The following is a 26827-nucleotide window of genomic DNA, read 5'->3' on the forward strand; positions in this document are numbered from 1 at the left end:
TTTCTGCCCGCCCTGCCACGGGCGGTTATAAAATATACTGATGCAGGTTCGGGTCTTTCAGGTCCAGGTAGTGAATGGACTGAATACGGCGAATAGTGCGCGATTTTCCCCGGATCAGCAGAGTTTCAGTCGTGGCCATATTGCCCTGGCGGGTGATGCCCTTTAACAGATCGCCGCTGGTGATGCCGGTGGCAGAGAAGACGACGTTGTCGTTCCGCGCCATCTGCTCCAGCGTCAGGACCTGGCCCGCTTCAATCCCCATTGCCCGGCAGCGCGCCAGCTCCTCTTCACCCAGACGACGATTGTCCGGCGTATCCCCTTTTACCTCGTGGCGTGCCAGCAGGCGGGCCTGCATATCACCATCCAGTGCCCGGATCACCGCCGCTGACACCACGCCTTCTGGTGCTCCGCCGGTACCGTACATTACGTCCACTTCGCTGTCCGGCATGCAGGTGAGGATCGAGGCGGCCACATCGCCGTCCGGGAAGGTGAAGACGCGCACCCCAAGCTGTTGCAGGCTGGCAATCACTGCATCGTGGCGCGGCTTCGCCAGCAGCGTCACCGTCAGCGCCGTCAGGGGCTTGTTGAGGGCAGCGGCCACCCGGACCAGGTTCTCTTCCAGCGGCAGGTTGAGGTCGATAGTGCCTTTGGCACCCGGCCCCACCACCAGTTTTTCCATGTACATATCCGGGGCGTTGAGGAAGGTGCCTTTATCCCCCACCGCCATCACCGCCAGCGCATTGGCCTGGCCCAGTGCCGTCATGCGGGTTCCTTCGATGGGATCGACAGCAATATCTACGGCATCACCGTTACCCGTGCCGACTTTCTCACCGATATACAGCATCGGCGCTTCATCAATTTCCCCTTCGCCAATCACGATCTGACCGTCAATATCCACTTTGTTAAGCATAATGCGCATGGAGTGTACGGCCGCGCCGTCTGCGGCATTCTTATCGCCGCGCCCCAGCCACTTATAGCCAGCCAGTGCCGCCGCTTCGGTTACGCGGGAAAATTCAATCGCCAGTTCTCGTTTCATGACATGCCTCGGGAAAGTAATGAGGCGGGAAGTTTATCACAGGGAGCGGAGGGGGGAAGGGAGATACCCGTGGTCAGGCGACCACGGGTTGGGGACTGTTACTTGTCGTCAGCCTCTTCCCATGCCTGCGCACGGGCAACCGCTTTCTTCCAGCCAGCGTACAGCACATTACGCTGGGTGGTTTCGATGCTTGGACGGAATTCACGCTCAATCACCGACTTGGCACGGACTTCATCCAGATCTTTCCAGAAGCCTACCGCCAGGCCCGCCAGGTAAGCGGAACCCAGTGCGGTCACCTCACGGACTTCAGGACGCTCAACGCGTGCGCCCAGAATGTCGGACTGGAACTGCATCAGGAAGTTGTTGGCTACCGCACCGCCGTCCACGCGCAGCGACTGAAGGCGGGTGTTGGCGTCGTTCTGCATCGCTTCCAGCACGTCACGCGTCTGATAGGCGATGGACTCCAGGGTGGCGCGAATGATGTGGTTGGCATTGGCACCACGGGTCAGGCCAAAGATGGCCCCGCGGGCATACGGATCCCAGTATGGTGCGCCCAGACCGGTAAACGCCGGTACCATATAGACACCGTTGGTGTCTTTCACTTTAGTCGCGAAGTACTCAGAATCCGTAGAGTCGTTGATCAGCTTCATTTCGTCACGCAGCCACTGGATCGATGCGCCGCCGATAAACACCGCGCCTTCCAGCGCATAGTTCACTTCACCGCGCGGTCCGCAGGCAATGGTGGTCAGCAGGCCGTGCGTGGAGGTAACGGCTTCGGTACCAGTGTTCATCAGCATGAAGCAGCCAGTGCCGTAGGTGTTCTTCGCCATTCCCGGCTGGACGCAGAGCTGACCATACAGGGCTGCCTGCTGGTCACCGGCAATACCGGCGATCGGAATACGTGTGCCACCTTTACCACCAATGTTGGTCTGGCCATACACCTCAGAAGACGACTTCACTTCAGGCAACATTTCACGCGGGATATCGAGGATCTCCAGCATGCGCTGATCCCACTCGAGTTTATGAATGTTAAACATCATGGTGCGTGAGGCGTTGGTGTAATCGGTAATGTGAACCCGTCCCTGCGTCATCTTCCACACCAGCCAGGAGTCGACGGTACCGAACAGCAGCTCACCACGGCGCGCGCGTTCACGAGAGCCTTCAACATGGTCGAGGATCCATTTCACTTTGGTACCGGAGAAGTACGGGTTAATCACCAGCCCGGTTGTGTGGCGGATATACTCTTCCAGGCCTTCTCTTTTCAGTTTGGCGCAGTAGTCAGCGGTGCGCGGATCCTGCCAGACAATGGCGTTATAAATCGGCTTACCGGTCTCTTTATCCCAGACAATGGTGGTTTCACGCTGGTTAGTGATACCAATGGCGGCAATCTCGTCAGAGTTGATATCCGCATGGGCCAGCACTTCGACCAGGGTGGAGCTTTGCGACGCCCAGATATCCATTGGGTCATGCTCAACCCAGCCAGCTTTCGGATAAATTTGCTGGAACTCACGCTGCGACACCGCGACGATGTTGGAGTCATGATCCAGAATCACGGCGCGGGAGCTGGTGGTTCCCTGGTCGAGAGCGACGATATATTTTTTTTCTACGGTCATAATCAATTCCTGATAATAAACAGTGAGCAGGAGTTACGCTTTACGCTGTGCGGCACGCGGTGCTGATTTTTCCTGTTTCTCCACAACCTTGCCGGGAAGGTTGTTGGCAATCAGGACACGGTAGCCAAAGGCGCCGAGGCTTGCACCGACCAGCGGGCCAAAAATCGGAACAAGGAAGTAAGGAATATCGCGGGCACCGGTGAAGGCAACATTACCCCAGCCAGCCAGCCAGGCGAATAGTTTTGGTCCGAAATCACGCGCCGGGTTAAGGGCGAAGCCGGTCAGCGGGCCCATTGCAGCACCAATGATTGCGATCAGGAAACCGATCAGCAGCGGGGCCATCGGGCCACGCGGCAGGCCGTTACCGTCATCGGTCAGGGCCATAATCAGCGCCATCATGATCGCGGTGATCACCATTTCGACAAGGAATGCCTGGCCTACGCCGATATGGGGGTTAGGGTAGGTCGAGAAGATACCTGCAAGGTCGAGGCTTTCAACACTGCCGCGCACCATATGATGTGTCTGTTCGTAGTCGAGGAAAAGGTTATGGTACAGGCCATAAACCAGTGCAGCGGAGCAGAATGCGCCAGCAACCTGGGCGATGGCGTAAGGCAGTACCTTACGGCCTTCGAAGTTGGCAAACAGCCAGAGTGCAACGCTGACGGCGGGATTAAGGTGTGCCCCGGAAATACCGGCGGTGAGATACACGGCCATCGCCACGGCAAGGCCCCAGACGATGCTGATTTCCCACAGGCCGAAGCTGGCTCCGGCGACTTTCATGGCGGCGACACAGCCAGCACCAAAAAAGATGATCGTGGCAGTGCCGAGAAACTCGGCGATGCACTGCCCTTTAAGCGTGCTTGTAGCATGACTCATGATGAAATTCCTGAAGGCGAGGTTAATTGTCAACGGTCTTAGTTTTGTTTCATCCGTGAACCAGCCCAATCTTATGTAGGGCTGATGTGAATTTATCGTTAACGAGCATAAACGAGAAATAGCGAACTCAATATTTGTGTTCTGTGTCATAAAAATGAGCGTTTTCGCGTGTTTTTGCTTTCCGAAAATCACCTGATGCGCGTTTAATCGCGTGTGAAATGTGCAATTTTTTAACCCGCACCTTACAAGCTGCCCCTTCAGATGTTACTTAAACCAGGTATAGACTGAAAATTGTTACAGACTGCGCCCTGTAAAGGTTCGTTGCTGGACTTGAGCGGTCGCTCTACTTACAATCGAAGCATCGTTGTTATCCGCGGAATGCCGGTTCATTCCTCACCCCTGCGGCTAGCATCATCAACGCGCTGCGATTAGGAGAGGTTACAGACATGTCATTTGAAGTATTCGAGAAACTGGAAGCAAAAGTGCAGCAGGCGATTGATACCATCACGCTGTTGCAGATGGAAATCGAAGAGCTTAAAGAACAAAACGGTCATCTGAACCAGCAGGTTCAGCAGGCAGCTGGCAGCAGCGATGCGCTGGTACGTGAAAATCAGCAGTTGAAGGAAGAACAGCACGTCTGGCAGGAACGTCTGCGGGCTTTGCTGGGAAAAATGGAAGAGGTGTAATGCTGCGCCTGGCGTAAAAAGCAGGAAGCAAGCAGAAAACGGGTGCCGAAGGCACCCCTTTTTTGGTGTTCGTTTTTATTCGATGTCGAGCGGATCTTCTGAGAGGATCATCCCGGTGTTATCGGCATAAAGGTGGTCGCCGGAGAAGAAGGTCACACCGCCAAAGTTCACCCGTACGTCGCTTTCACCAATGCCTTCACCCGCGGCACCCGCAGGAATGGCGGCGATGGCCTGGATACCGATGTCCAGCTCTTCCAGATCGTCGACCTGACGCACAGAACCATACACCACAATGCCTTCCCACTCGTTTTGCAACGCGATCCTGGCCAGCGCGGCGTCGACCAGCGCACGGCGTACCGAACCGCCACCGTCCACCAGTAATACGCGGCCACGGCCGTTCTCCTCCAGCAAATCATAGAGCAGCCCGTTGTCCTCGAAACATTTTACCGTGGTGATTTGCCCGCCAAACGAGGTGCGCCCACCAAAGTTTGAGAAAAGCGGTTCAACGACATTCACATCTTCATGATAGATGTCGCACAGTTCTGACGTATCGTATTTCATAGGGGGTTTCGTCTGTTTGCCACAGGGGAGATAAGTATATCGCTTAAAGGGGGCTGTTGGCAAAATCATCAATTGTTAAAAGTTGCGATGGGTCAAGCACATCGCGTTTAACTGAGCAGCAGTCCCGCCGCGAACAGCACATTGATTAACAGCGCAGTTTTGACGGTTTTTTCCAGCATCGGACGCATGGCCAGTGCGCTGGTTTCCCGCAGAATATAACGCCCCTGCTGCCAGAGGAGAGGTGCCGCTAACAGGAACAGCCAGCCAGGCAGACGCAGCCCGGCAACGCCGCTGTAAAGCGCAAAGCAGGCCAGGGCCGTCATCAGCAGCCCGGCGTGGTAACGCCGCGCTCGTGTTGCTCCCAGACGCACGGCCAGGGTGAACTTACCGTTCTGCCGGTCGCTGTCAATATCGCGCAAATTATTCACGTTCAGCACTGCCGTGGCCAGCAGGCCGCATCCGCTGGCGGGCAGCAGCAGTAACGTATCAAGCTGGTGGGTCTGCAGGTAGCTGCTGCCGATGACACCGAGCCAGCCAAAGAAAATCATCACCGAGAGGTCGCCCAGCCCAAGATAGCCGTAGGGCTTTTTCCCCACGGTATAGGCGATGGCGGCGACCATTGCCAGCGCGCCCATTACCACGAATCCCAGCATGTCGGCGGGTGACTGGCACGCCCGCAGGATCAGCAACAGGCCACAGCCGGTCGTTACGCCGACGGTCAGAATCAGGGCAATACGCATCTGTGCCGGCGTGATCGCTCCTTTCTGCATGCCACGCAGCGGGCCAATACGCTGCGGCGTATCGCTGCCTTTTAGCGCATCGCCATAGTCATTGGCCAGGTTCGAGAGGATCTGCAGCAGTATGGTGGTCAGCAACGCCAGCAGGGCAATGGCGGGATCAAAATGTCCCTGATGCCACGCCAGCGCGCTGCCAGTAATAACGGAAGCGCAGGCCAGCGGCAGCGTGCGAAGGCGCAAACTGTCCAGCCAGGCCCGGGGCAGTGAGGGGGGGGAAGCCAGTTGGCTATGTTCCATAAGAGGTGGCGCCTCCGTTCCGCTTCAGGTCGCGTGTGGCGGGTGCCAGCACGATATCAGCCCCATGGTAGGACGCTTTTCAGTGGCAGGTGTTAATCCTGGTCAAGGATAGTGTTCGGACATAAAAAAAGGAGGCCGTAGCCTCCTGTTCGTTATGGACAGCGATTTACAGGATAAAGCGGCTAAGATCTTCGTCAGCCACCAGTTCATCCAGGTGTTTGCCCACATACTCCGCGTCAATGGTGATCGACTGGCCGTTCAGGTCGCTGGCATCGTAGGAGATCTCTTCCATCAGACGCTCCAGCACGGTGTGCAGACGACGTGCGCCAATATTTTCTGCGGTTTCGTTGACCTGCCAGGCAGCGGCGGCGATTTTACTGATGCCGTCCGGGGTGAAGTTGATCTCAACGCCTTCGGTGTTCATTAGCGCTTTATACTGCACGGTAATTGACGCACTTGGCTCCGTCAGGATGCGCTCGAAATCGTTGGTCGTCAGCGCCTGCAGCTCAACGCGGATTGGCAGGCGACCCTGCAGTTCCGGGATCAGATCTGACGGGCTGGCGACCTGGAATGCACCGGAGGCGATAAACAGAATATGGTCTGTTTTCACCATGCCGTGTTTGGTAGAGACAGTACAACCTTCAACCAGCGGCAGCAGATCGCGCTGTACGCCTTCGCGGGAAACGTCCGGGCCGGAGGATTCGCCGCGCTTACAGACTTTATCAATCTCATCGATAAACACGATGCCGTGTTGCTCAACAGCGTCAATCGCTTCCTGCTTCAGCTCTTCCGGGTTCACCAGCTTGGCAGCTTCTTCTTCCACCAGCAGCTTCATCGCTTCTTTGATTTTCAGCTTGCGCGGTTTCTGTTTCTGACCGCCGAGGTTCTGGAACATCGACTGCAGCTGGCTGGTCATCTCTTCCATGCCCGGAGGAGACATGATTTCCACCCCGCCGGAGACAGCCGCGAGATCAATTTCGATCTCTTTATCATCCAGCTGGCCTTCACGCAGCTTTTTGCGGAATGACTGGCGCGCAGCGGAGGGTTCCGCGGCGGTTTCATTCTGGCCCCAGTTGTTTTTTGCCGGGGGGATCAGTACGTCAAGAATGCGTTCTTCCGCCATCTCTTCGGCGCGATAGCGGTTTTTATCAATCGCCTGTGAACGCACCATTTTAATCGCTGAATCGGTCAGATCGCGGATAATCGAATCCACTTCTTTACCGACATAGCCCACTTCAGTGAATTTCGTCGCTTCTACTTTGATGAACGGCGCGTTGGCCAGTTTAGCCAGACGACGGGCAATCTCGGTTTTACCGACTCCGGTCGGCCCGATCATCAGAATGTTCTTTGGCGTCACTTCATGACGCAGGTCTTCGTCCAGCTGCATCCGGCGCCAGCGGTTACGCAGGGCAATAGCCACCGCTCGCTTGGCGCCATCCTGGCCGATAATGAATCTGTTCAGTTCGCTGACAATTTCGCGCGGAGTCATAGCAGACATAAATTAGGGTCCTTACGCTTTAGAAGGTAATGCTTCAATGGTGAGGTTGTGGTTGGTATAAATGCAGATATCCCCTGCAATACCCAATGCTTTTTCCACAATATCGCGCGCGCCAATCTCGGTGTTTTCCAGCAGCGCACGGGCAGCCGCCTGGGCGTAAGGGCCGCCTGAGCCGATGGCAATCAAGTCGTTTTCTGGCTGGATGACGTCACCATTACCGGTAATGATCAGCGAGGCGTTTTCATCCGCCACGGCCAGCAGGGCTTCCAGTTTGCGCAGCATACGGTCAGTACGCCAGTCTTTCGCCAGCTCCACGGCGGCTTTCACCAGGTGGCCCTGATGCATTTCCAGCTTGCGTTCAAAAAGTTCAAACAGGGTGAAGGCATCTGCGGTACCGCCGGCAAAACCGGCAATGACTTTGTCATTGTAGAGACGACGCACTTTTTTGACGTTGCCCTTCATCACGGTATTGCCGAGGGTAGCCTGGCCATCACCGCCAATCACTACCTGGCCGTTGCGTCGTACACTTACTATTGTTGTCACGGGCAGACCCCTTATTGCAGTCGGAAGATGACCCCGCACGTTTTGTACGGGGCACTGATGCAATCAGATATGGGGCAGGTTTGAAGGGTTTCAACCCCCGATGGAAAGAGGAATACAATTTGAGTGGCCGGAACCACGCAGTCGTTTCAGCGTCGTATCTGCTGCGCTACGGCTGTTATAGGGCCCAATAACCACGCGATTCCAGCCGCCGCCGGTAGTGATGCGACTTTCAAATCCCTCAAAGGCTAACTGAGCGCGAATGGACTCGGCCTGATCGGTACCTTTGAAGGACCCACACTGCACCATCCAGCGCTGTGTGCTCTCTTTTTCTACTTCCTTCGGCTTTGTTTCAACTTTCGGTTTGGTTTCCACTTTTGGCTGCACTGCCACTTCCTGCTTCGGCCGAACCGGCTCGCGCGTCACCGATGTGACGGGGGCCGTATGCTGCGTTTGCGTTGGTGTCTGGACCGGTGGCGGCGTGCGCTGAGTCTGCTGCGGCATCCGCGACTGCTGCTGAAGCTGCTGACTTTGCTGTTGCTGACGCTGAAGGGTCTGCTGTCGTTGTGCCGGCGTCTGTTCGTTCCATGGCACTTCGTTAAGCTGCGTTGGCTGCTGACGCATATCTGCCTGCATCTGATCCAGCAGCTGACGCTGCTCGTCGGTTAACTGTGTCTGTGAATGAGCCTCACCGCCGGAAGTGGGTTCGGTTGGCGAAGGAACGCCAAGCTGGCGGTTTTCCAGTTCTTTAATATAACGCCAGCGCTCTTCAGGTTTCGGGGGCAGGCCGTTACCGGTGGCTTTGTGATCCGGGATGACCGGGGTCTCTTCTTTTTTATGGTGTGCGATAAACCACAGCCCACCAATAAAGGTGACCAGAACGGCAACCGCCAGCACTATCATGATTTTTGATACACCCGATCCACTGCTGCGCTTCTTGCTGCGACTGTTGGTCTTTTTGCTGCGCGTCCCTGTCGAACGCCCGCGGCCTACATAATCTTTTTGTGCCACTATCGTTCCGCTAATAATCGATGAAGGTAAGATCGGGCTGAAAGCGTGACGATAAGTGCCCGATGAGTGCCCGCCATGTTACTGAAGGGCCGGAAGTTTGACCAGCGGCGATCTTACTAAGAATCCACTGATTTTCCTGATGAGCGTTTGCGCGGTGTGCTGACGGGCCCGTCAGTCCTCATCACGCAGCGAGGGAGCGGTGCTGCCACGAATTTTCAGCTCAAAATCCAGCAGACGTGAACCATTACTCACCATCCTGCCCTGTAACTGCTCCAGCAAGAGTAGCATTGCTTCACGACCGATGTTGAAACGCGGCTGAGCCACCGTGGTGAGCTGGGGATCGCTGTAGCGCGACAGCTCGATATCATCAAAACCGATAATCGACAGATCCTTGGGCACGCGCAGACCCATATTTTTTGCCTGCGACATGGCACCCAGCGCGATGATATCGCTGTGGCAGAATAAGGCATCGGGTGGCCTGGGGAGCGTCATCAGATGCTTCATCGCCTGGGAGCCGGCATCAAAGGTGAAGTCACCACGCACAATATAGGTGGGATCGACAGTCATTCCGTGGCGGCGCAGCGCCTGAATGTATCCCTGGAGGCGATACTGGCACAGCGGCATCTCTTCCGGGCCTGAAATACAGGCAATGCGGCGATGCCCGAGCTTTTGCAGATGATTAACGGCTTCAAAGGCGGCGGTCAGGTTATCGATATGAACCGTAGGTAGCTCCAGCTCTGGCGCAAACTCATTCGCCATCACCATGGGCGGCAGATTGCGCTGTTCTTCGACACCGGTCTCAAACGGCACATTGGATCCCAGCAGCACCATTCCGTCGATCTGACGGGTCAGCATCAGGTTGAGGAACGATTTTTCCTGCTGATTCTGGTGCGCGCAGTCACCGATCAGCACCAGATAACCCTCAGCGGCGGCCACCACTTCAATGCCGCGAATTATCTCACTGAAAAACGGATCGCAGATGTCCGGCACAATCACCAGCACGGTACGGGACTCGCTGCGCCGTGCGCTGCGGGTCATCGAATGCGGGGAGTAGCCAACGGCAATCACTGCCTGTTCAACCTTATAGCGCGTTGCGGCGGAGACCTTTTCCGGGTTCATCAGGGCGCGGGAGACCGTTGCCGTTGATACGCCTGCTTTCTCAGCCACGTCCTTCATGGTCGCTACGGTTGACTCTTGATTGTGATCCAACGCTTTTCTCCTCACGCCAGTCTGCGCTGGCCTGAACAACGAATGACAAGTGATATCCGGTACCTGAGGTTATCGCGTCCACGGCGGATAACCCCCGCATTCTTAACAGATAAGCGGGGGGGCTGTTACTTAATTTGCATAAAAATTGTGACTTGTGCGACTTTTTTCGATCCAATACGCATCTTTGCCATGCAAACGATTACGCCTTAACTTTCCGTCGGGTCGATATCCAGCGTCCATTTCACTTTGCGTGCCTGGGGCAGGGTAGTGATCAGCGGAAGGCTGGACTTGATGAGTCGCTGCAGAATGGCGCGTGAAGGATGCTGGAGCAGGAGCTGCCAGCGGTATCGCCCGCTGCGTTTTGCCTGCAGGGCAGGGACAGGGCCCATCACCCAGAAGGATTCACTGTTTAACGGGCTGGCTTCCAGCAGATTACGCAGCTGCTGCAGGAACAGGCTGGCCTGCTGGTTATCGTGATCTTCCGCCCGGAACAGGGCATGGCTGGTGAACGGCGGCAGGAAGACGCTGTTGCGTTCACTGAGTGCCTGGTGGGCGAACGCATCGTACCCCTGATGCAGCAGGGTGTGCAGCAGCGGATGGTCCGGGTGGTGCGTCTGCAACAGCACCTCGCCCTGTTTACCGGCACGTCCGGCGCGGCCGGCGACCTGCACGTAGAGCTGGGCAAAACGCTCTGCGGAGCGGAAATCGGCAGAAAACAGCGCGCCGTCGACGTCCAGCAGCGACACCAGCGTCACGTCGGGGAAGTGATGCCCTTTTGCCAGCATCTGCGTTCCGACCAGAATACGCGCTCCGCCGCGATGCACTTCCGCCAGCTGCTGTTCCAGAGCCCCTTTTCGGCTGGTGGTGTCCCGATCGATACGCGTCAGGGGGACACCGGGGAACAGTGAACCCAGATTATGCTCCAGCTGTTCGGTGCCCAGCCCGACCGGTACCAGGTGAGTGGAACCGCACTGCGGGCACTGATGGGGTACCGGGCGCTGGCTGTCGCAGTGGTGGCAGCGCAGCTGACGCTGGTTCTGATGTAGCGTGTAGTAACGGTCACAGCGCTGGCATTCGGCAATCCAGCCACATTCGTGGCACAGCAGCGTCGGGGAGTAACCCCGGCGGTTAAGGAATAACAGTACCTGATTATCCGCTTTCAGATGCTGGCCAATTTTCTTGATCAGCATCGGAGACAGGCCACCCTGCAGCTTCACGCCTTTCAGATCGACCAGCAGCTGGGTCGCTTTGGTGGCATTTCCGGCGCGTTTGCTGAGGTTGAGCTGATGATATTTCCCGGACTGGACGTTGTGCAGCGTTTCCAGCGCCGGGGTCGCTGACCCCATGACAATCGGGATATCTTCCTGACGGGCGCGAAACACCGCCAGATCGCGGGCGTGATAGCGCCAGCCTTCCTGCTGCTTATAGGAGCTGTCGTGCTCTTCATCAATGATGATGGCACCCAGTCGGGCAAAGGGAGTAAACAGCGCAGAACGGGTACCAATAACAATCGCCGTCTCACCGCTGCGGGCGCGCAGCCACACAGCCAGACGCTCACTGTCGTTTAAGCCGGAGTGCAGCACATCAACCGGTGCGCTGAAGCGCTCGCGAAAGCGGGCGATGGTCTGGGGCGTCAGGCCAATTTCCGGCACCAGCACCAGCGCCTGCCGGCCGTTAGCCAGAATATTCTCCAGCATACTGAGGTAAACTTCCGTTTTGCCCGAGCCGGTGATCCCAGCCAGCAGCCACGCTGAAAAGTGGTCGTCTGCGCTGCGGATCGCCCCGACGGCGGTGGCCTGCTCGGTGTTAAGCCGCAGACGTTCACCCTGCAGGGTGAGATTATCGCGCCAGTCCTGCCGGGCGCGGGGCTGCGCGCGCAGCACGCACAGGCCTTTCGCCTGTAATGCCTGAAGGGTGGCCTCGGTAATGTCGTGCTGGCTGACTTCATGACGGTACAGGCCGCGGTTGCGCAGCGCGGCCAGCGCCTGCTGCTGTTTCGGTGCACGCTTCAGGCTTTCTGGTGCTGTCGCTTTACCCTCGTCAGTGATCAGCCACTGCCAGAGGGGGGCCTCTTCCGCCGCTTTACCCTGACGCAGTAGCACCGGCATCGCGTGGAACAGCACTTCTCCCAGCGGATAGTGATAGTAGTCGGCTGCCCAGAGCAGGATACGCCACAGGGAGGCAGGGTAGAGCGACTCGCTGTCCAGCACCTCATGGACACTTTTTAACTGATCGAGCGGAAAATCACTGTGTTCAACGATCCCGACTACCACCCCGATGGCTTTACGCTTGCCAAAAGGCACGCTGACGCGTCCACCCACCACCGCATAGCTGAGATGGGCAGGCAACAGGTAGTCAAAGTTGCGGGCAAGCGGAACGGGTAAGGCGACCTGAACAACGGGCATGGATTCATCCGGGTGAAAAATTAAGCCAGTTAGTGTACACTGAGTCGTGCTGAATGTGCGGATCCGATTGCGGTGTGTGGTTAATATCTGTATAGTTCGCCGCCGTTGGTATGACATTTTGATATCAGCATAAACTTAATATTAATCTTCGTGTGGTGCCGGTGCAGGAATTATCCTGGCGCGGGAGAGCGACACGGCCTTAACTGAGGTTTTCCCATGAAAAAAGGTATTCACCCTAATTACACCGAAGTTACTGCTAAATGTTCTTGCGGTAACGAAATCAAAACCCGCTCTACCGTGGGTCGCGACCTGAACCTGGACGTGTGCGGCAACTGCCACCCGTTCTACACCGGTAAGCAGCGTGATGTTGCAAGCGGTGGTCGTGTGGATCGCTTCAACAAGCGTTTCAGCATCCCAGGCGCTAAATAAGCACCCTGTAAGATGTCAGAAAAAACCCAGCTTCGGCTGGGTTTTTTTATGCCTGCGATTCAGGATGCGGTGGCGTATCTGAGGACATCGCCCTGCCAGCCTTTCTCCGCATAGTTTTGCAGATGATCGATGCGCTTCACCGGTTGTCCCACCGAGAAGTTAATCGCTTTCAGGTTTACCATGACGTCTGAAGGCGCGAAGACCGACTTGAAGTGATACTCCCCATGGCTGAGATCGGCCAGGGTGGTCCAGTAGGTCGCCACCCCTTTATTTTCCTGCGGGTATTTTGAGTAGCGGGCATAGGCGTCGGTAATGTCTCTGACCATCGGGTCGCTGGCATCCGGGTAATTAATCGGGAAGGCGGTATTATTGATCACCGACAGCAAAAAACCCTGGGCCTGCGCTTTACTGTCCGGCTGCGGAATGTTTTTCAGACCGATACTGGCCCTTACGAAGCGGTCCTCCGCGCTCTGGGTACCGGGAATATGGCTGGCGTCCACTGACTGAAAGGCCGCCAGATTTTTTAACTGCTGGTCGTAGGACGGCGGGTTGGTCATCACCTGATAGCGGCGATTATGGTAGATATGTACCTTGCCGTTATCGATTTCGACAATAGCGGAATCGCCGGTGCGATCCTCCAGGGCGATATGCTTGGTGTCAGAGGCATAATCGATCGGCATTTTTTTCGCGACCAGCCTGACGTTTTGTAACCCCTGCACGGCCTCATCAACGGTGGCATAATTGTCCAGCAGATAGCTCAGCCAGGCGCGGCTATCCAGCTCCGGCTTATCCTGATGGTCCTGTTGTACCTGCCGGCCATGGGTATAGTACTGCGTATGACCCGCCAGCCCTTTTTCATTGATGCCATCCATCGGGAAAACACCATCGGCATAAATCACTACACTGCCATAGCGCGTTTTCCAGTGCAGGGCATCAGCGCCCTCACTGCCGGTATGTTCGATGCCCTGGGGTGTGATAATGAGCGAGGGATCAACCGGGCCGAAGAAGTCCAGATTGCGGGCGCTGACCAGGTAGCCGGGATAGGTGTTCAGAAAGGCGCGGGTGCAGGCATTGGCGCTACCTGTCGCGGTGATGCCAAGTGCAGCACCGATGACCACGGCGGTAACGGTAGATAAGGTTGTTTTCATCATCTTTCTCCTTTGGGTTCACTGAGCGCTAACGTAGCGCGCAGCGCGAGGATGAGAGAGTCATTCACCGGGGGAAATCCCCCCTTACGGCAGACAGGGAAGTGCATGGCAGTTTCTTTTTCACTGGTGCAGATAGAAGCGTTTGCCAGTATCGTCGAATGCGGCAGCATTACTCGTGCGGCAAAGAAAATGGGCAAGGACCGCACCACCGTCAGTGAGCTGCTGGAATATCTGGAACTCGATCTGGGCTATGCGCTGTTTGAGCGGCACTGCCGCCCTATCGCACTGACGGAGCGTGGAAATCGGCTGTATCGTCAGGCCCGTCTGTTTCTCCACGAGGCGCAGGCGTTTAACCACATTGCGCTGCAGCAGCAAACGACATCGCCCCAGTCGCTGACCCTGAGTTACGATATTTTTACGCCTTGCCATCTGCTGGCCCGGCTGGCAGGAGAACTTTATCAGCAGGGCATTCAGCTCAATCTGCGTTATCAGGATCGCCATCAGGCGGAACAGGCGCTGGAAAAGGGGGAGGTCGATATCGGGCTCTACCAGCCGGTGAACAAATCGGTCAGCGAGCGTTTCAAATGGCGGGCGATGGGGAGTGTTGAACTGGCGGTTTATGCCAGCCCGGATTTATTCAGCCTGCGGCCCGTCAGTCTGCTGACGCTGGCCTCCTGCAATCAGCTGATCGCCAACAATAGTCTGGATGCTGCTCTGGCACGCCGCATTCAGATAGCGGACCGGGTGCAGTTTATTAATGACCGGGTAGTGCTGAGATCGTTGCTGGCCAGCGGACAGGGGTGGGCAATGCTGCCGGTGCATGCCGTTACCAGTGAGGATCGGGCAATAGAACGCATCGTAACGGAGATGGGAGAGAGGGGGATGGTGCAGACCATCGTGGCTATCTGGCAGCCCGGTCAGGCCGGGCACCCGATACTGAATCAGGTGCTCGACCGGATAACCGAGCTGTTTAGCGCCTAGTATTCCCAGGTATCAGGATCAACGCCCATTTCGCGCATGATCGCTTTCGCTTCTTCGGGAATTTCGTCACTGCGTTCTTTACGCAGATCGACATCATCCGGCAGAGGCTGGCCGGTAAACGCATGCAGAAATGCCTCGCACAGCAGTTCGCTGTTGGTGGCATGACGCAAGTTATTAACCTGGCGGCGCGTGCGCTCATCAGTCAAAATTTTCAGTACTTTCAACGGAATGGATACCGTGATTTTTTTAACCTGCTCGCTCTTCTTACCGTGTTCAGCGTAAGGGCTGATATATTCGCCGTTCCACTCAGCCATGGGCTACCTTAATTATATTTAAATTAGAAATACCGAAATCCGGCTAATTATGCCCGAAGTTCGTGTCCATCACACCGGGATGGCACAACGTTCTCTGGGGTATATCGACATAATTCTAACGGTTATTCGCGCATTGCTCAATCTATACGCAAAGACATTTAGATGTCCAGATGTATTGACGTCTATACCTGCCCGCTTTACTCTATCCGTCTTCTCTTACACTCCAGCAGGAACTTGTGCACCATGACGCGTAAACAGGCAACTATCGCAGTCCGTAGCGGTTTGAATGATGACGAGCAATATGGCTGCGTTGTCCCCCCCATTCATCTTTCCAGCACCTATAACTTCACCGACTTTAATGAGCCCCGTGCTCATGACTACTCACGCCGTGGCAACCCGACGCGTGACGTGGTGCAACGCGCACTGGCAGAGCTGGAAGGGGGAGCCGGTGCGGTGATGACCAGCACCGGGATGTCGGCTATTCATCTGGTGTGTACCGTGTTTCTGCAACCGGGTGACCTGCTGGTGGCTCCGCACGACTGTTACGGCGGCAGCTACCGCCTGTTCGACAGTCTGAGCAAACGCGGTGCGTATCGCGTTAAATTCGTCGATCAGGGCGATGAGGCGGCACTGCGGGCCGCACTGGCTGAAAAACCGAAGCTGGTACTGATTGAAAGCCCAAGTAACCCGCTGCTGCGCGTGGTGGATATTGCCACCATCTGTCAGGCCGCCGCGGAAGTCGGGGCGGTCAGCGTCGTGGACAATACCTTCCTCAGCCCGGCGCTGCAGAACCCGCTGGCACTGGGCGCGGATCTGGTGATCCATTCCTGTACCAAATATCTTAATGGCCACTCCGACGTGGTGGCCGGAGCGGTCGTGGCGAAGGATCCGCAGCACGTGACGGATCTGGCCTGGTGGGCGAACAATATTGGCGTCACCGGCGGCGCGTTTGACAGCTATCTGCTGCTGCGTGGAATGCGCACCCTGGCTCCGCGTATGGCGGCGGCACAGCGCAATGCGCTGGCGATTGTTGATTATCTGAAACAACAACCGCTGGTGAAAAAGTTGTATCATCCTTCGTTGCCAGAAAATGCCGGCCATCAGTTTGCGGCACGTCAGCAAAAAGGCTTTGGCGCCATGCTAAGTTTTGAGCTCGATGGTGACGAAGCAACGCTGCGCCGTTTCCTGAAAGCGCTGGAATTATTTACCCTGGCGGAGTCGCTGGGCGGTGTTGAAAGCCTGATTTCCCATACGGCCACCATGACACATGCGGGTATGTCTGCTGAAGCGCGGGCGGCGGCAGGGATTTCGGAAACGCTGCTGCGTATTTCGGTGGGAATTGAAGATCACGAAGATTTAATCGCCGATCTGGACAATGCGTTCCGGATCGCGGCCAAGAGGTAAGCATGAGTTATTCAGCAGTGGCAGACAGTTCGCGGCAGTTACATAAATTTGGTGGCAGCAGTCTGGCCGATGCCAAATGCTACCAGCGCGTAGCCGGGATTATGGCTGAATACAGCCAGCCCGGCGATCTGATGGTGGTTTCGGCTGCGGGCAGCACCACGAATCAGCTGATCAGCTGGCTCAAACTGAGCCAGAGCGATCGTCTCTCTGCCCACCAGGTGCAGCAGGCGCTGCGTCGTTATCAGAGTGAGCTGATCGGTGCGTTGTTACCGCCTGCCGTGGCCGAGCCACTGATTGCTGAATTTAGACGCGATCTTGAGAAACTGGCGGCCCTGCTGGATAGTGCCATTACTGACGCCGTGTATGCGCAGGTGGTGGGGCACGGTGAGATCTGGTCGGCTCGTCTGATGTCCGCCGTGCTGAATCTGCGGGATATTGAGGCGGGTTTTCTTGATGCCCGCGATTTCTTACGCGCTGAGCGTGCCGCACAGCCGCAGGTGGATGAAGCAAAATCGCTGCCGCTGTTACAGCAGCTGATGGCACAGCGCCCCGGGCAGCGCCTGGTGGTGACCGGGTTTATCTGCGCCAATGATGCCGGTGAAACCGTACTGTTAGGGCGCAATGGCAGTGACTATTCGGCGACACAGATTGGTGCGCTGGCCGGGGTGACGCGCGTCACCATCTGGAGCGACGTGGCCGGCGTATACAGTGCCGATCCGCGTAAAGTAAAAGATGCCTGTCTGCTGCCACTGCTGCGCCTGGATGAAGCCAGCGAACTGGCTCGTCTGGCGGCGCCGGTACTGCACTCCCGTACGCTGCAGCCGGTTTCGGCCAGCGATATTGACTTACAGCTGCGCTGCAGTTATCAGCCCGGGCAGGGTTCAACACGCATCGAACGCGTGCTGGCCTCAGGCACGGGCGCGCGGATTGTGACCAGCCATGATGACGTCTGCCTGATAGAGTTCCAGGTGCCCGCACAGCACGACTTCGCCACGCTGCGGAAAGAGATCGATCAGCTGCTGACCCGGGCCCAGGTACGCCCACTCGCGACCGGCGTCCACCCGGATCGTAATCTCCTCCAGCTTTGCTATACCTCGGAAGTGGTCAACAGCGCTTTAACCCTGCTACAGGATGCGGCGTTACCCGGCCGTCTGCAGCTGCGTGAAGGGATGGCAATGGTGGCGATGGTCGGCGCAGGCGTCTGCCGTAATCCGCTGCACAGCCACCGTTTCTGGCAGCAGATGAAAGACCAGCCGGTGGAGTTTATCTGCCAGTCTCAGGAGGGCATCAGCCTGGTGGCGGTGCTGCGCGTCGGACCAACGGAACATCTGATCCGGGGTCTGCATCAGACGCTGTTCCGGGCGGAAAAACAGATCGGTCTGGTGCTGTTTGGCAAAGGTAATATTGGCTCCCGCTGGCTGGAGCTGTTTGCCCGCGAGCAGGAAACCCTGTCGGCGCGTACCGGTTTTGAATTTGTTCTGGCAGGCGTGGTGGACAGCCGCCGCAGCCTGCTCAGCTACGAGGGGCTGGATGCCAGCCATGCGCTGGCCTTCTTTGAGGATGAGGCCGTAGAACAGGACCAGGAATCGCTGTTCCTGTGGATGCGTGCTCATCCGTTTGACGATCTGGTGGTGCTGGATGTGACCGCCAGTGAAACGCTGGCCGCGCAGTATCTGGATTTTGCCAGCTACGGTTTCCATGTGATCGGGGCGAATAAAGTCGCGGGTGCGGCCAGCAGCGACAGCTATCGTCAGATCCGCGATGCGTTCGCTAAAACCGGGCGTCACTGGCTCTATAACGCCACCGTCGGAGCCGGGCTGCCGGTGAACCACACGGTGCGCGATCTGCGTGAAAGCGGCGACAGCATCCTCTCCATCAGCGGTATCTTCTCCGGTACGCTGTCGTGGCTGTTCCTGCAGTTTGACGGTACGGTTCCGTTTACCGAGCTGGTGGACCAGGCGTGGCAGCAGGGTCTGACTGAGCCAGATCCGCGTGCCGATCTCTCCGGCCAGGACGTGATGCGTAAGCTGGTGATCCTCGCCCGCGAGGCGGGCTATGATATTGAACCCGGTCAGGTGCGCGTGGAATCACTGGTGCCGGCCAGCTATCAGTCCGGATCGGTTGATGACTTCTTTGAAAACGCCGATGAACTGAACGATCAGATGGTTCAGCGTTTTGAAGCTGCTCAGGAGCTGGGCCTGGTACTGCGCTATGTGGCGCGTTTTGACGCGAACGGGAAAGCGCGCGTTGGTGTAGAGGCCGTGCGGGACGATCACCCACTGGCTGCCCTGCTGCCGTGCGACAACGTGTTTGCCATTGAAAGCCGCTGGTATCGTGATAATCCGCTGGTGATCCGTGGGCCGGGAGCCGGCCGCGACGTCACGGCCGGGGCGATCCAGTCCGATCTTAATCGCCTGGCACAGCTGCTGTAGTTTTCCTCGGGGGTCTACCGAAATAAAAGGGCGACCCCAGAGGTTCATTTCCTCATTCTTCCTTCCCTGCATGAAGTTTCCTCATCTTCGTTGAGAATTTGTCACGTCAGGTCATCATTTAACTGTTGACTGATTAATCGATTTGCGGCATTTTGAATGTCTGGACGTCTAAACGGATAGACGTTAAGACAGCGATTTATCATGATCAGCGATCGATGAGGTAAACGGGTATGAGTTTTTTCCACGCAAATCAGCGCGAAGCACTGAACCAGAGTCTTGCCGAAATCAGCGGGCAAATTAACGTCTCCTTTGAGTTCTTTCCGCCGCGCACCAGCGAAATGGAAGACACCCTGTGGAGCTCTATCGATCGCCTCAGCAGCCTGAAGCCAAAATTTGTCTCGGTCACTTACGGGGCTAACTCCGGTGAACGTGACAGGACCCACAGCATTATCAAAGGGATCAAAGACCGTACCGGTCTGGAAGCGGCCCCTCACCTGACCTGTATTGACGCGACACGCGATGAGTTACGTCATATTGCCCGTGACTACTGGGATAACGGCATTCGCCATATCGTCGCTCTGCGCGGCGACCTGCCGCCGGGCGGGGGCAAGCCGGAAATGTACGGTGCCGATCTGGTCTCGCTGCTCAAGGACGTGGGGGATTTTGATATCTCGGTGGCCGCTTATCCGGAAGTGCACCCGGAGGCGAAGAGCGCTCAGGCTGACCTGATCAACCTGAAGCGTAAAATTGATGCGGGGGCCAACCGGGCTATCACCCAGTTCTTCTTCGATGTGGAGAGCTATTTGCGCTTTCGTGACCGCTGCGTATCCACCGGTATTGATGTTGAAATCGTTCCGGGCATTCTGCCGGTGTCGAATTTCAGGCAACTACAGCGCTTCGCCACGATGACGAACGTCCGCGTGCCGGGCTGGATGACCAGTATGTTTGAAGGGCTGGATAACGACCCGGAAACCCGCAAAATGGTCGGTGCTAACGTCGCGATGGATATGGTAAAAATTCTCAGCCGCGAAGGGGTGAAAGATTTTCACTTCTACACCCTGAACCGTGCGGAGATGAGTTATGCCATCTGCCATACGCTGGGCGTCCGCCCGGGTCTGGCCGTCGCCTGATCACCGCGACAAAAAAAGGACGCATAAGCGTCCTTTTTTATTGTCAGGGGCAGACCGAAAATGAAGGTCTACGCCTGCTGGTTGTGAGGGCGATCCTTTTCCGATCTCCCTCTGCTGTCGGCTTAACCCGTGTTACGCATTCCCGCCGCTACGCCGGCGATGGTCACCATCAATGCCTGCTCAACGCGGGCATCCGGCTCTGCGCCCGCCGCTTCCTGCTGACGCGAACGGTGTAACAGCTCCGCCTGCAGAACGTTCAGCGGGTCAGTGTAGACGTTACGCAGGGCAATCGACTCGGCAATCCACGGCTGGTCGGCCATCAGGTGCGAATCGTTGGCAATGGTCAGCACGGCTTTGATATCGGAGTCCAGCTGATCGCGCAGCTGTTTGCCCAGCGACCACAGGGATTTATCCACCAGACGCTGATCGTAGTATTCAGCCAGCCACAGGTCAGCCTTCGAGAACACCATTTCCAGCATTCCCAGGCGGGTCGAGAAGAACGGCCAGTCGCGGCACATGGTTTCCAGCGTTTCCTGATGACCCTCTTCCATCGCTTTCTGCAGCGCTGCACCGGCACCCAGCCAGGCGGGCAGCATCAGACGATTCTGTGTCCAGGCGAAAATCCACGGAATGGCACGCAGCGACTCAACACCGCCGGTCGGGCGACGCTTCGCCGGACGTGAGCCCAGTGGCAGCTTGGCCAGCTCCAGCTCCGGAGTGGCAGAACGGAAGTAAGGCACGAAGTCTTCGTGTTCACGCACGTAGCCCCGGTACATTTTGCAGGACACATCAGACAGCTGGTCCATGATGCTGTTCCACTCGGGCTTCGGCTCCGGCGGTGGCAGCAGGTTAGCTTCGAGGATCGCCCCGGTATACAGCGACAGACTGCTGATAGTGACTTCCGGCAGACCGTATTTAAAGCGGATCATCTCACCCTGTTCGGTCACGCGCAGGCCGCCTTTCAGGCTGCCCGGGGGCTGCGACAGAAGCGCCGCATGTGCCGGCGCACCGCCACGGCCGATGGAGCCGCCGCGTCCGTGGAACAGCGTCAGGGTAATACCGGCTTTCTCGCAGGTTTTGATCAGCGCATCCTGAGCCTGATACTGTGCCCAGCTTGCTGCCATAACGCCCGCGTCCTTCGCCGAGTCGGAATAGCCGATCATCACCATCTGCTTGCCCTGAATCAGGCCGCGATACCAGTCGATATTCAGCAGCTGGCTCATGACATCGTTGGCGTTGTTCAGATCCTCGAGGGTTTCAAACAGCGGGGCCACTGGCATCGCATAAGGAATACCTGCCTCTTTTAGCAGCAGATGAACGGCCAGCACGTCTGACGGCGTTTTCGCCATGGAGATGACGTAGGCGGCAATCGAGCCCTGCGGTGCATCCGCCGCTACGCGACAGGTATCCAGCACCTCTTTCGTATCGGCACTCGGCTCCCACTGGCGTGGCATCAGCGGACGTTTGGAGCTCAGTTCGCGGATCAGGAAAGCCTGCTTGTCAGCTTCTGACCAACTCTCGTAATCGCCCAGGCCGAGATAGCGGGTGATTTCAGCAATGGCTTCAGTATGGCGGGTACTTTCCTGGCGGAGGTCAATACGCACCAGCGGCACGCCAAAGCACTTCACGCGACGCAGGGTGTCGAGCAGCTGACCGTTGGCAATAATGCCCATGCCACAGGCCTGCAGTGACTGGTAGCAGGTGTACAGCGGTTCCCACAGCTGATCGTTGGAGATCAGCAGGTTGTCCGGGCGCGGCAGGCGCTCGCCCTTCAGGCGGCGTTCCAGATAAGCCTGGGTGCTCATCAGCTGGCCACGCAGGTTTTTCATGATCTCGCGGTAAGGCTCCAGCGCGTCCGGGTTACCGCACAGCTCACGTACTTCCGGCGTACATTCTGACATCGACAGCTCAGAGACCAGTACGGCGATATCACGCAGGAACAGGTCGGTGGCTTTCCAGCGACTGAGCTGCAGGACATGGCGGGTGATATCGGCCGTCACATTCGGGTTGCCGTCGCGGTCACCGCCCATCCAGGAGGTAAACTTCACCGGCACAAAATCAACTGGCAGGGTATAGCCAAAGGCGGCTTCGACCTGCTCATTCAGCTCGCGCAGGAACTGCGGTACGCCTTCCCACAGGCTGTTTTCCACCACCGCAAAGCCCCACTTGGCTTCATCCACGGGCGTGGGGCGATATTTACGAATTTCATCGGTATGCCAGGCCTGGGCCACCAGCTGGCGCAGGCGGCGCATGATCTTGCCATGGTCATAGTCAGACAGGTCATTGTGATCCAGTTGCTGCAGGCAGCTGTTCACTTCGACCAGTTTATGGATCAGGGTACGGCGGGTGATTTCAGTCGGGTGGGCGGTCAGAACAAGTTCCAGCGACAGGGATTCAATCGCTTCGCGAACGGCGGCTTCGGTCAGGTCTGGCTGCTGCTTCAGACGCTCAAAGGTACCGGCCAGCAGTTCAGGGTGATTCGCACCTTCGCCTTTTGGCGAAATGGTGTGGTACTGCTCGGCTACGTTGGTCAGGTTGAGGAACTGACTGAATGCACGGGCTACCGGCAGCAGTTCATCATTGGACAAATTTTGCAGCGTGGTCAGCAGTTCCTGACGGTGGGCATCATTTCCCGCACGTGATGACTTCGAGAGCTTACGGATGGTTTCTACCCGGTCCAGGATGTTCTCTCCCAGTGCATCCTTAATAGTATCCCCGAGCAGTTTGCCGAGCATACTGACATTACTTCGCATTGCGGAATATTGTTCGTTCATATGATCCCTGACACCCTTCTTGTATTTGTAACTATCTTTCACCCCAGTGGGCATAACGTTGTCTTTTATCTAGCCACGTTCGCAACCATTCGTCAATTGACTTAAATACACCACATCGTGACGCTAAATAGCCGGAATTTATGAAATTTAATTACAGCAGAACGAGATAAGTTATTCTTATCATCCGGAATAATTGAAATCAGGGGCAACCCGCTGTTTTTGCAGCCAATTGTCCCTTTTGTGCCTCATTCTTACCCTGGAAAGGTATGGGCCGGGCACCTTTACCCCCGTCACATCGTGATGGGGGTTGACGGGTTTGTCGTCCCCCTGGAACCCGAAGTATTTTGGTTAAACCGACCTAATGATGGCAAAAATGATGCACCACCTGGGCGATCAGTTCGCGGGTCGGTTTAATGAACGCGGTATCAATAAATTCGTCCGGCTGATGCGCCTGATCGATGGAACCCGGGCCTAAAACCAGCGTCGGGCAGATCTGCTGGATGAAGGGGGCCTCGGTGCAGTAATTCACCACCTCTGTTTCTGTCCCCAGCAGTTTTTCTACCACCTGAACCAGCTGATGCTCACGCGGACACTCATAGCCCGGGATCGGCGGGTGCAGCTCACCCACGGTCAGACGGCCCGGCCAGCGCGTACTGACGGGAGCCAGCGCCTCATTCAGCAGACCGTCAAGATCGCTCAACGTCAGGCCCGGCAGTGGGCGGATATCCATATGCAGTTCACAGCAGGCGCAGATCCTGTTGGCTGCGTCGCCGCCGCTGATATGGCCCAAGTTCATCGTTGGGTAGGGGATGGCAAAGCCATCGTGGTGATAGCGTGTTTTCAGCGTATTGCGCAGTTCCATCAACTGGGTGATCGACTCATGCATCAGTTCAATAGCATTGACCCCGCGGCCCGGATCGCTGGAGTGGCCTGACTGACCCTGAATACGGATCACATTAGAAATATGGCCTTTGTGCGCACGTACGGGTTTCAGGGAGGTGGGCTCGCCGATAATCGCACAGTCCGGGCGCAGGCTGGTGGTTTCAGAGAAGAACTTCGCGCCCGCCATGGTGGTTTCTTCATCGGCAGTGGCGAGAATATAAAGCGGTTTTTTCAGCGCTGACACGTCAATATCACGCAGGGTCTCTAAGATGAAGGCGAAGAAGCCTTTCATGTCGGCCGTGCCCAGCCCGTAGAGCTTATTGTCATGCTCACTCAGGGTGAATGGATCGCGCGTCCAGCGGCCATCGTCGAATGGCACGGTGTCGGTATGACCGGCCAGCAGCAGACCGCCTGCACCCTGACCGCTCCTGGCCAGCATATTGAATTTATTGCGCGTGCCGGGTACCGGCTGGACTTCCACGCTGAAGCCGATATCGCGGAACCAGCCTGCCAGTAAATTGATTAAAGTTTCATTGCTCTGGTCGAGCGCACTGTCGGTGGCGCTGATTGATGGCGTTGCAATCAGTTGGCGGTAAATCTCAAGAAAAGGGGGTAATTTTGTCTTCACTGTTGACAGTCCTTGGGTTAGGATAGTATCAATATTCATGCACTAATAGTGAATAAAAATACAATATCGGCGGCCAGATGGAAACCGAAAATTCTATCTATCACAGAGAGCGAGTTGAGTTGATGACCCATCCGTTAATTATCAAGTTAGGCGGTGTGCTGCTGGACAGCGAAGAGGCGCTGGAGCGTCTGTTTACTGCTCTGGCCAGCTACCGTACCACGCATCAGCGCCCGTTGCTGATCGTTCACGGTGGCGGCTGCCTGGTCGATGAACTGATGAGCAAGCTGTCGCTGCCGGTGAAGAAAAAAAACGGACTGCGCGTCACACCCGCCGACCAGATTGACATTATCACCGGGGCCCTGGCGGGTACAGCGAACAAAACCCTGCTGGCCTGGTCAAAAAAACATGGCATTGATGCCGTTGGTCTGTGCCTGGGCGACGGCGGCAGCGTTGATGTGGCGCAGTTTGACGATGAACTGGGCCATGTGGGGCTGGCCACGCCGGGTTCTCCCCACCTGATAAATACGCTGCTGGGTGCGGGCTATCTGCCGGTCGTCAGCTCGATTGGCATCACTGCCGATGGCCTGCTGATGAACGTTAACGCCGACCAGGCCGCGACGGCGCTGGCTGCCACGCTGGGGGCGGACCTGATCCTGCTTTCTGATGTCAGCGGTATTCTGGATGCTGACAAGCAGCGTATTGAAGAGATGACGGCAGAGAAAGCCGAACAGCTGATCGCCGATGGCGTGATCACTGACGGGATGATCGTCAAAGTTAATGCTGCGCTGGAAGCCGCCCGTACGCTGGGCCGCCCGGTGGATATCGCCAGCTGGCGCCATGCCGAACAGCTGCCAACCTTATTTAACGGCGTGTCCATCGGCACCCGTATCCTCGCTTAATTAGTAACGTATTCATTTAAGGAAGAGACAATGCAAGACAAAAGCATCAAGAAAATCGTACTGGCTTACTCTGGCGGTCTGGATACTTCGGCCATCATTCCATGGCTGAAAGAGAACTACGGCGGCTGTGAAGTGGTGGCATTCGTGGCGGATATCGGCCAGGAGCGCGGCGATCTGGAAGGCGTGGAGCAGAAAGCGCTGCAGTCCGGTGCGTCTGAGTGCCATGTGGTGGATCTGCGCGAAGAGTTCATCAGCGAGTACGTTTATCCTGTGCTGCAGACCGGTGCCCTGTACGAAGGGACTTACCTGCTGGGCACCTCAATGGCGCGCCCGATTATTGCTAAAGCGCAGGTTGAGCTGGCGCTGAAAGTGGGCGCAGATGCCCTGTGCCACGGCGCAACCGGTAAAGGCAATGACCAGGTGCGTTTTGAAACCACTTACACTGCGCTGGCCCCACAGTTGAAAGTCGTCGCGCCATGGCGTGAGTGGAACCTGCGTTCCCGTGAAGCCCTGCTGGATTACCTGAAAGAGCGTAATATTCCGACCACCGCGTCGCTGGAAAAAATCTACAGCCGTGATGAAAACGCCTGGCATATTTCTACCGAAGGCGGCGTGCTGGAAAGCCCGTGGAATGCCCCGAACAAAGACTGCTGGGTATGGACTGTGGATCCACTGGAAGCCCCGGATCAGCCTGAGCAGGTAACCGTTACCGTTGAGAAAGGGCGCGTCGTCGCGGTGAACGGCGAAGCGTTAAGCCCGTTTGGCTGCCTGGACAAACTGAATGCCATCGGTGCCCGTCACGGCGTCGGTCGTATCGATATCGTGGAAAACCGTCTGGTGGGCATCAAGTCCCGCGGCTGCTACGAAACCCCTGGCGGTACCATCATGGTGAATGCGCTGCGTGCGGTTGAGCAGCTGGTTCTGGATCGCGACAGCTTCAAATGGCGTGAGCAGCTTGGCCTGGAAATGTCCTATGTGGTTTACGATGGCCGCTGGTTCGCACCGCTGCGTAAATCCATTCAGGCTTCCGCGGCGGCACTGGCAGAAGAAGTGAATGGCGAAGTGGTGCTGCAGCTGTACAAAGGTCAGGTAACGGCGATCCAGAAGAAATCGGCTAACAGCCTCTACTCTGAAGAGTTTGCCACCTTCGGTGAAGACGAAGTGTACGATCACCGTCACGCAGGCGGCTTTATCCGTCTGTTCTCTCTGTCTTCACGCATTCGCGCGCTGAACGAGAAGAAGTAATCTTTTCCGGGCGAGGCCACTCGCCCCTACAGGCATTCGTAGGGGCGGCACCTGTGCCGCCCTTATTACATTATTTGAATGGAGTACTGAGC

General features: G+C 56.7%; 22 protein-coding genes. 8 read left to right on the plus strand and 14 right to left on the minus strand.

The window, feature by feature from the left end:
* Positions 1-25: 25 nt before the first annotated feature.
* The 3 genes from glpX to ACZ3HG_RS19715 form a co-directional block, all read right to left on the minus strand.
* On the minus strand, positions 26-1036 hold the full coding sequence (gene glpX, locus ACZ3HG_RS19705; RefSeq protein ID WP_465334007.1) for a class II fructose-bisphosphatase: 1011 nt from the start codon (positions 1034-1036) through the stop codon (positions 26-28).
* Positions 1037-1134: 98 nt separating this feature from the next.
* On the minus strand, positions 1135-2649 hold the full coding sequence (gene glpK, locus ACZ3HG_RS19710; RefSeq protein WP_062746819.1) for a glycerol kinase GlpK: 1515 nt from the start codon (positions 2647-2649) through the stop codon (positions 1135-1137).
* Between the two features lie 33 nt (positions 2650-2682).
* Positions 2683-3525, minus strand: coding sequence for an MIP/aquaporin family protein (locus ACZ3HG_RS19715; protein ID WP_062746816.1), 843 nt, complete (start codon positions 3523-3525; stop codon positions 2683-2685).
* Positions 3526-3971: 446 nt separating this feature from the next.
* On the opposite strand from ACZ3HG_RS19715, the gene zapB reads away from it, so the two are divergent.
* Complete coding sequence (zapB, locus tag ACZ3HG_RS19720) at positions 3972-4211, plus strand: cell division protein ZapB (protein WP_062746814.1); 240 nt, start codon at positions 3972-3974, stop codon at positions 4209-4211.
* Positions 4212-4286: 75 nt separating this feature from the next.
* On the opposite strand, the gene rraA is transcribed toward zapB, so the two are convergent.
* From rraA to priA, 7 genes are all read right to left on the minus strand, one after another.
* A complete protein-coding gene (gene rraA, locus ACZ3HG_RS19725; RefSeq protein ID WP_062746810.1) occupies positions 4287-4772 on the minus strand; it encodes a ribonuclease E activity regulator RraA in 486 nt (161 codons plus the stop codon).
* A 107-nt stretch (positions 4773-4879) separates the two neighbouring features.
* Positions 4880-5806 carry a 1,4-dihydroxy-2-naphthoate polyprenyltransferase gene (locus tag ACZ3HG_RS19730; RefSeq protein WP_191935303.1) on the minus strand — a complete coding sequence of 309 codons (927 nt, stop codon included), beginning with the start codon at positions 5804-5806 and terminating at the stop codon, positions 4880-4882.
* Positions 5807-5972: 166 nt separating this feature from the next.
* Positions 5973-7304 carry an HslU--HslV peptidase ATPase subunit gene (gene hslU, locus ACZ3HG_RS19735; protein WP_191935302.1) on the minus strand — a complete coding sequence of 444 codons (1332 nt, stop codon included), beginning with the start codon at positions 7302-7304 and terminating at the stop codon, positions 5973-5975.
* A gap of 12 nt (positions 7305-7316) precedes the next feature.
* The gene (hslV, locus tag ACZ3HG_RS19740; RefSeq protein WP_013200194.1) at positions 7317-7847 is read right to left on the minus strand and encodes an ATP-dependent protease subunit HslV; all 531 of its coding nucleotides are present in this window, start codon (positions 7845-7847) and stop codon (positions 7317-7319) included.
* A gap of 90 nt (positions 7848-7937) precedes the next feature.
* A complete protein-coding gene (gene ftsN, locus ACZ3HG_RS19745) occupies positions 7938-8855 on the minus strand; it encodes a cell division protein FtsN (RefSeq protein ID WP_191935301.1) in 918 nt (305 codons plus the stop codon).
* A 171-nt stretch (positions 8856-9026) separates the two neighbouring features.
* On the minus strand, positions 9027-10064 hold the full coding sequence (gene cytR / locus ACZ3HG_RS19750) for a DNA-binding transcriptional regulator CytR (RefSeq protein ID WP_465334011.1): 1038 nt from the start codon (positions 10062-10064) through the stop codon (positions 9027-9029).
* A 206-nt stretch (positions 10065-10270) separates the two neighbouring features.
* The gene (gene priA, locus ACZ3HG_RS19755) at positions 10271-12469 is read right to left on the minus strand and encodes a primosomal protein N' (protein ID WP_465334013.1); all 2199 of its coding nucleotides are present in this window, start codon (positions 12467-12469) and stop codon (positions 10271-10273) included.
* A 216-nt stretch (positions 12470-12685) separates the two neighbouring features.
* Between priA and rpmE the strand changes: the two genes are divergently transcribed.
* Positions 12686-12898 (plus strand): 50S ribosomal protein L31, encoded by a 213-nt coding sequence (gene rpmE, locus ACZ3HG_RS19760; RefSeq protein ID WP_062746795.1) that lies wholly within the window; start codon positions 12686-12688, stop codon positions 12896-12898.
* Between the two features lie 59 nt (positions 12899-12957).
* On the opposite strand, the gene ACZ3HG_RS19765 is transcribed toward rpmE, so the two are convergent.
* The gene (locus tag ACZ3HG_RS19765; protein WP_465334016.1) at positions 12958-14049 is read right to left on the minus strand and encodes a linear amide C-N hydrolase; all 1092 of its coding nucleotides are present in this window, start codon (positions 14047-14049) and stop codon (positions 12958-12960) included.
* 102 nt (positions 14050-14151) lie between these two features.
* On the opposite strand from ACZ3HG_RS19765, the gene ACZ3HG_RS19770 reads away from it, so the two are divergent.
* A complete protein-coding gene (locus ACZ3HG_RS19770; RefSeq protein WP_465334018.1) occupies positions 14152-15027 on the plus strand; it encodes a LysR family transcriptional regulator in 876 nt (291 codons plus the stop codon).
* Here ACZ3HG_RS19770 and metJ read toward each other — a convergent pair.
* Complete coding sequence (gene metJ, locus ACZ3HG_RS19775) at positions 15024-15341, minus strand: met regulon transcriptional regulator MetJ (protein ID WP_013200201.1); 318 nt, start codon at positions 15339-15341, stop codon at positions 15024-15026. The two genes, ACZ3HG_RS19770 and metJ, sit on opposite strands and share 4 nt — an antisense overlap.
* Before the next feature lie 243 nt (positions 15342-15584).
* Between metJ and metB the strand changes: the two genes are divergently transcribed.
* The 3 genes from metB to metF all read left to right on the plus strand — a co-directional run bounded on the left by metB (position 15585) and on the right by metF (position 20307).
* The gene (gene metB, locus ACZ3HG_RS19780) at positions 15585-16745 is read left to right on the plus strand and encodes a cystathionine gamma-synthase (protein WP_191935297.1); all 1161 of its coding nucleotides are present in this window, start codon (positions 15585-15587) and stop codon (positions 16743-16745) included.
* Positions 16746-16747: 2 nt separating this feature from the next.
* Entirely contained in the window at positions 16748-19177 is a 2430-nt protein-coding gene (locus ACZ3HG_RS19785) for a bifunctional aspartate kinase/homoserine dehydrogenase II (protein WP_465334021.1), read from the plus strand.
* Between the two features lie 230 nt (positions 19178-19407).
* The gene (gene metF, locus ACZ3HG_RS19790; RefSeq protein ID WP_191935295.1) at positions 19408-20307 is read left to right on the plus strand and encodes a methylenetetrahydrofolate reductase; all 900 of its coding nucleotides are present in this window, start codon (positions 19408-19410) and stop codon (positions 20305-20307) included.
* 122 nt (positions 20308-20429) lie between these two features.
* Here metF and ppc read toward each other — a convergent pair whose 3' ends face one another.
* A complete protein-coding gene (gene ppc, locus ACZ3HG_RS19795) occupies positions 20430-23081 on the minus strand; it encodes a phosphoenolpyruvate carboxylase (protein ID WP_191937080.1) in 2652 nt (883 codons plus the stop codon).
* 358 nt (positions 23082-23439) lie between these two features.
* Positions 23440-24591 carry an acetylornithine deacetylase gene (gene argE, locus ACZ3HG_RS19800; protein WP_465334023.1) on the minus strand — a complete coding sequence of 384 codons (1152 nt, stop codon included), beginning with the start codon at positions 24589-24591 and terminating at the stop codon, positions 23440-23442.
* A gap of 122 nt (positions 24592-24713) precedes the next feature.
* Between argE and argB the strand changes: the two genes are divergently transcribed.
* Both argB and ACZ3HG_RS19810 read left to right on the plus strand, forming a co-directional pair.
* Entirely contained in the window at positions 24714-25490 is a 777-nt protein-coding gene (argB, locus tag ACZ3HG_RS19805; RefSeq protein ID WP_191935386.1) for an acetylglutamate kinase, read from the plus strand.
* A 30-nt stretch (positions 25491-25520) separates the two neighbouring features.
* Positions 25521-26735, plus strand: coding sequence for an argininosuccinate synthase (locus ACZ3HG_RS19810; protein ID WP_191935292.1), 1215 nt, complete (start codon positions 25521-25523; stop codon positions 26733-26735).
* Positions 26736-26827 lie beyond the last annotated feature (92 nt).

Source organism: Erwinia sp. PME.40.26/001 (genome assembly GCF_055556675.1).

What these genes read in the sequence shown, in the direction of transcription:
- glpX (WP_465334007.1), bottom strand. Translation starts at nt 1,036, where the DNA reads ATGAAACGAGAACTGGCGATTGAATTTTCCCGCGTAACCGAAGCGGCG.
- glpK (WP_062746819.1), bottom strand. Translation starts at nt 2,649, where the DNA reads ATGACCGTAGAAAAAAAATATATCGTCGCTCTCGACCAGGGAACCACC.
- ACZ3HG_RS19715 (WP_062746816.1), bottom strand. Translation starts at nt 3,525, where the DNA reads ATGAGTCATGCTACAAGCACGCTTAAAGGGCAGTGCATCGCCGAGTTT.
- zapB (WP_062746814.1), top strand. Translation starts at nt 3,972, where the DNA reads ATGTCATTTGAAGTATTCGAGAAACTGGAAGCAAAAGTGCAGCAGGCG.
- rraA (WP_062746810.1), bottom strand. Translation starts at nt 4,772, where the DNA reads ATGAAATACGATACGTCAGAACTGTGCGACATCTATCATGAAGATGTG.
- ACZ3HG_RS19730 (WP_191935303.1), bottom strand. Translation starts at nt 5,806, where the DNA reads ATGGAACATAGCCAACTGGCTTCCCCCCCCTCACTGCCCCGGGCCTGG.
- hslU (WP_191935302.1), bottom strand. Translation starts at nt 7,304, where the DNA reads ATGTCTGCTATGACTCCGCGCGAAATTGTCAGCGAACTGAACAGATTC.
- priA (WP_465334013.1), bottom strand. Translation starts at nt 12,469, where the DNA reads ATGCCCGTTGTTCAGGTCGCCTTACCCGTTCCGCTTGCCCGCAACTTT.
- rpmE (WP_062746795.1), top strand. Translation starts at nt 12,686, where the DNA reads ATGAAAAAAGGTATTCACCCTAATTACACCGAAGTTACTGCTAAATGT.
- ACZ3HG_RS19765 (WP_465334016.1), bottom strand. Translation starts at nt 14,049, where the DNA reads ATGATGAAAACAACCTTATCTACCGTTACCGCCGTGGTCATCGGTGCT.
- ACZ3HG_RS19770 (WP_465334018.1), top strand. Translation starts at nt 14,152, where the DNA reads ATGGCAGTTTCTTTTTCACTGGTGCAGATAGAAGCGTTTGCCAGTATC.
- metJ (WP_013200201.1), bottom strand. Translation starts at nt 15,341, where the DNA reads ATGGCTGAGTGGAACGGCGAATATATCAGCCCTTACGCTGAACACGGT.
- metB (WP_191935297.1), top strand. Translation starts at nt 15,585, where the DNA reads ATGACGCGTAAACAGGCAACTATCGCAGTCCGTAGCGGTTTGAATGAT.
- ACZ3HG_RS19785 (WP_465334021.1), top strand. Translation starts at nt 16,748, where the DNA reads ATGAGTTATTCAGCAGTGGCAGACAGTTCGCGGCAGTTACATAAATTT.
- metF (WP_191935295.1), top strand. Translation starts at nt 19,408, where the DNA reads ATGAGTTTTTTCCACGCAAATCAGCGCGAAGCACTGAACCAGAGTCTT.
- ppc (WP_191937080.1), bottom strand. Translation starts at nt 23,081, where the DNA reads ATGAACGAACAATATTCCGCAATGCGAAGTAATGTCAGTATGCTCGGC.
- argB (WP_191935386.1), top strand. Translation starts at nt 24,714, where the DNA reads ATGACCCATCCGTTAATTATCAAGTTAGGCGGTGTGCTGCTGGACAGC.
- ACZ3HG_RS19810 (WP_191935292.1), top strand. Translation starts at nt 25,521, where the DNA reads ATGCAAGACAAAAGCATCAAGAAAATCGTACTGGCTTACTCTGGCGGT.